Genomic DNA, 2,881 nt, shown 5'->3' with positions numbered 1-2,881 from the left:
AGCCCCCAGGCGACCCCTATATGCGAATTCCCGGGCTTGCGACCGAGTCTAAACCAGCCACAGTCGGATGGTTATATCTCATGCACGCCTCGCGCCAATCGTCCAGTTCTTTTCGTTCCTTCCACCGGACCGAGTCCCCGTTGTCAGCACACGGAACTGACGCGGCCAGGAACGAAGATGGCTTCTGAGCTGCCGCGACCCTCACCAGCGAGACAAGCTCTCGGACAGCCCTGCTAAGTCCTTGTCTTTTGGGGCTTAGTACCTCCTCCGACTTCTTCTCCGACTTCATACCGACTCCCTTCAGGGCTCATTCGGCCCTGCATTTGTGCTCTCTCACTATGTGTATTCCCGTTCGCGGCACCTCCGCACAGGATTTCCCTCAGAAAGCGGATACTCCCCTCGCCTACTCCCCAGTCTGGGAGGCCCTATCGCAGGCCCTTTCCGATAGCGTTTCGAGATTCCCTTCGAACTTCGTTTCGACTTCCCTTTCCGAACCCGTTTCGAGTTCCCCTTCGCGGCTCGTTTCGCGACCCCTTTCGACGTGCGTTTCTCGACTCCTTTCGCGGCCCCTTGCTCGATTCCTTGCGCAGTCCCAAGCGAGACCCCAAGCGCGGCTCCTTGCGGATTCCCTTGCTCAGTTCCTTCCGACCTGCGTCTCGCCTTCGCTTTGGACTTGCGTTTCGACTTCCCTCTCGAACTGCCCACGTTCCCGTCTCGCGGCTGTTTGAACCGTGTCCCGGCAGCCGAGCCGGACAACGGCTGCGGCTCACGGCTTGACTCGGGGCAGATTCCGAGTAGTTTTCTGCAGATGGAGACTGAGTCCTTTGTGCCATTGATGAAGTATCGAAACATGGGAAGTGTCAAACTCCTCCCGGCACGCTCCCCGACATAGCGAAAACATGAAGACAATCGTCGCCGCTGCGTTCACGGTCCTGCTGCTTTCGAGCGCTTCAGGGATGACCCCAGTGGAGATCAAAAGGGCATACGGTGATGCAGTCGTGCTCATTACCACCTACTCCGCGGCGGAGGACGCGGTCGGCCTTGGGAGCGGCTTCATCGTGGATCCCTCTGGTGTCATAGTAACCTGCTATCATGTCATCAAAGGCGCATGCCCCGCGGTGGTCAGACTCCTAAACGGAGCGTCATTCCAGGACATCTGGGTACTGGGTTGCGACTCGGCCAAGGATGTCGCCGTGGTAAAAGTGAAAGGTCGAAACCTCCCGTCTGTGAAACTGGCAAGATCAGAGGACATCGAGGTAGGCGAAAGCGTAATCGCGATTGGTAATCCCAGGGGTCTAGAGAACACCATCTCAGATGGTCTGCTTAGCGGAGTCCGAGAACTGGATAGCCTCAACCTACTGCAGATCAGTGCACCCATATCGCCGGGGAGCAGTGGAGGACCGGTATTCAACTCATCAGGACGCGTCGTCGGAATAGCATCTTCCACCTTAACGGAAAGCCAGAATCTGAACTTCTGCGTCCCCATACGGTACGCTCGCCCGTTCATCGACCTCAAACCAGTCTTGACGCTGGAAGACTTCGCGCGAGGAATAAGACAGTACACTTCCTGTGGGGCCAAGCCTGGCTCCACACCAGGTCTAGAACAGTATCTGCGGGACTGTGTTGTACCTCTGTGTGGCATCTTCAGCGCAAGTGTGGAATACTGGGCAGGATTGAGGCTCGCCAAAGACGCTGGCGCTGACGGGGCAGCAGGTGTCCTAAGCTTCCACCTGTCGTTCGTGCAGGAAAAGGCATCGAGGGCTCGCAAGCAGCTTGAGGCCCTCAGCCCGCCTGACCACGCTCTTGCGGTAGCTCAGGCTGGTGTGGCAGATGCGGCCCGCGACCTTGCGGAGGGTGCCGACATGATGGCGCGTGCCCTGCCGGGGAACGTTGGCTACGCGCTGGACGCCGGCGCGGCGAAGATTGCGGAGGCATCGAGAATTGACAATCTTATGCCGCACATTGAGGCGTTTGCGCGGGCATACGTGGTAACACCACGGGCCGCGAACGACACCACGACCCGACTGCCATCGGCTTTTGACAAGCTGCCGGCCGCATTCGCCATTGCGGCCATTCGTCAGATGCGAGATGACTCGTCTCGCGTTGTTCCACACGGCATCATGGATCGGGCGGCGGCAAGCTCACTGGGATTCGACACTGACCCATGGCAGCCAGGTATTATGGTCTTGGCCGTCGCAGACGGCTCACCCGCCAAGCAAGCAGGCATACGGAAGGGCGACGTACTGCTTGGGGCCAGCAATGGTAAGTGGGAGTTCCGCAACCTCTGGGACTTGTACAGATTCAAGGCCTCACAACCAATTGGTGAGAGTTTCATGCTGGACGTCGTCCGCGACAACAGGACCTTTCAGGTCCCGACAGCATTGAGGCGCTACAAGAGCTGACTACGCCGACCAGTTGATCTGCAATCCTGCCATGGAATCCAAGGCTCGGTCTTGACGCAAGGGAAATGAGCGCGCCCACCCCGAAATCCCCCGAAGGTGACCCGTTTTCGGATGGAGCAGAGCTCGCGTGTCTCGAATCTGAATTCCTACGTGTGTGGGACGTTCTCGGACCAGACGAGTCACGCCGTCGGTTGGCGGTTCTGAACGACGAGGTATACCGGATGACCGACCCAAAGGAGTTACGGAATGGCCTAGTTTCGGTCGCGCTGTTCGTAGGAGGATGTCCCTGTCTTAGTTGAAAATCAGTAGCGGTTCCCCTGCCCGGATGGTAGCATCTGGGTTGTTTGAATGTTATGAAAGGAGAACCGCTGTGAGAAAGTACCGGAGATGGTCGTCGGCTGCAAGTCGGAACGTCAGGTCGGCAGGCAGGCAGGTGCTGGCTTCGCTGGATCAGGAGGATGCCTTGGAGCTATTGCAGG

The 2,881-nt window shown here is 58.2% G+C and carries 1 protein-coding gene; it reads left to right on the top strand.

All coding sequences use genetic code 11. The annotated features are described in order from the left end of the window. Positions 1-899 precede the first annotated feature (899 nt). A complete protein-coding gene (locus FJY68_14035; protein ID MBM3332941.1) occupies positions 900-2,402 on the top strand; it encodes a hypothetical protein in 1,503 nt (500 codons plus the stop codon). Positions 2,403-2,881: the final 479 nt, after the last annotated feature.

The organism is candidate division WOR-3 bacterium, from assembly GCA_016867815.1.
In the GTDB taxonomy this organism is placed as follows: Bacteria; Hydrothermota; Tepidihabitantia; order Tepidihabitantales; family Tepidihabitantaceae; genus UBA2258.
The sequence above is the reverse complement of the archived record's forward strand: the minus strand, read 5'-3'. Positions and strand labels throughout refer to the sequence as shown.

What these genes read in the sequence shown, in the direction of transcription:
- FJY68_14035 (MBM3332941.1), top strand. Translation starts at nt 900, where the DNA reads ATGAAGACAATCGTCGCCGCTGCGTTCACGGTCCTGCTGCTTTCGAGC.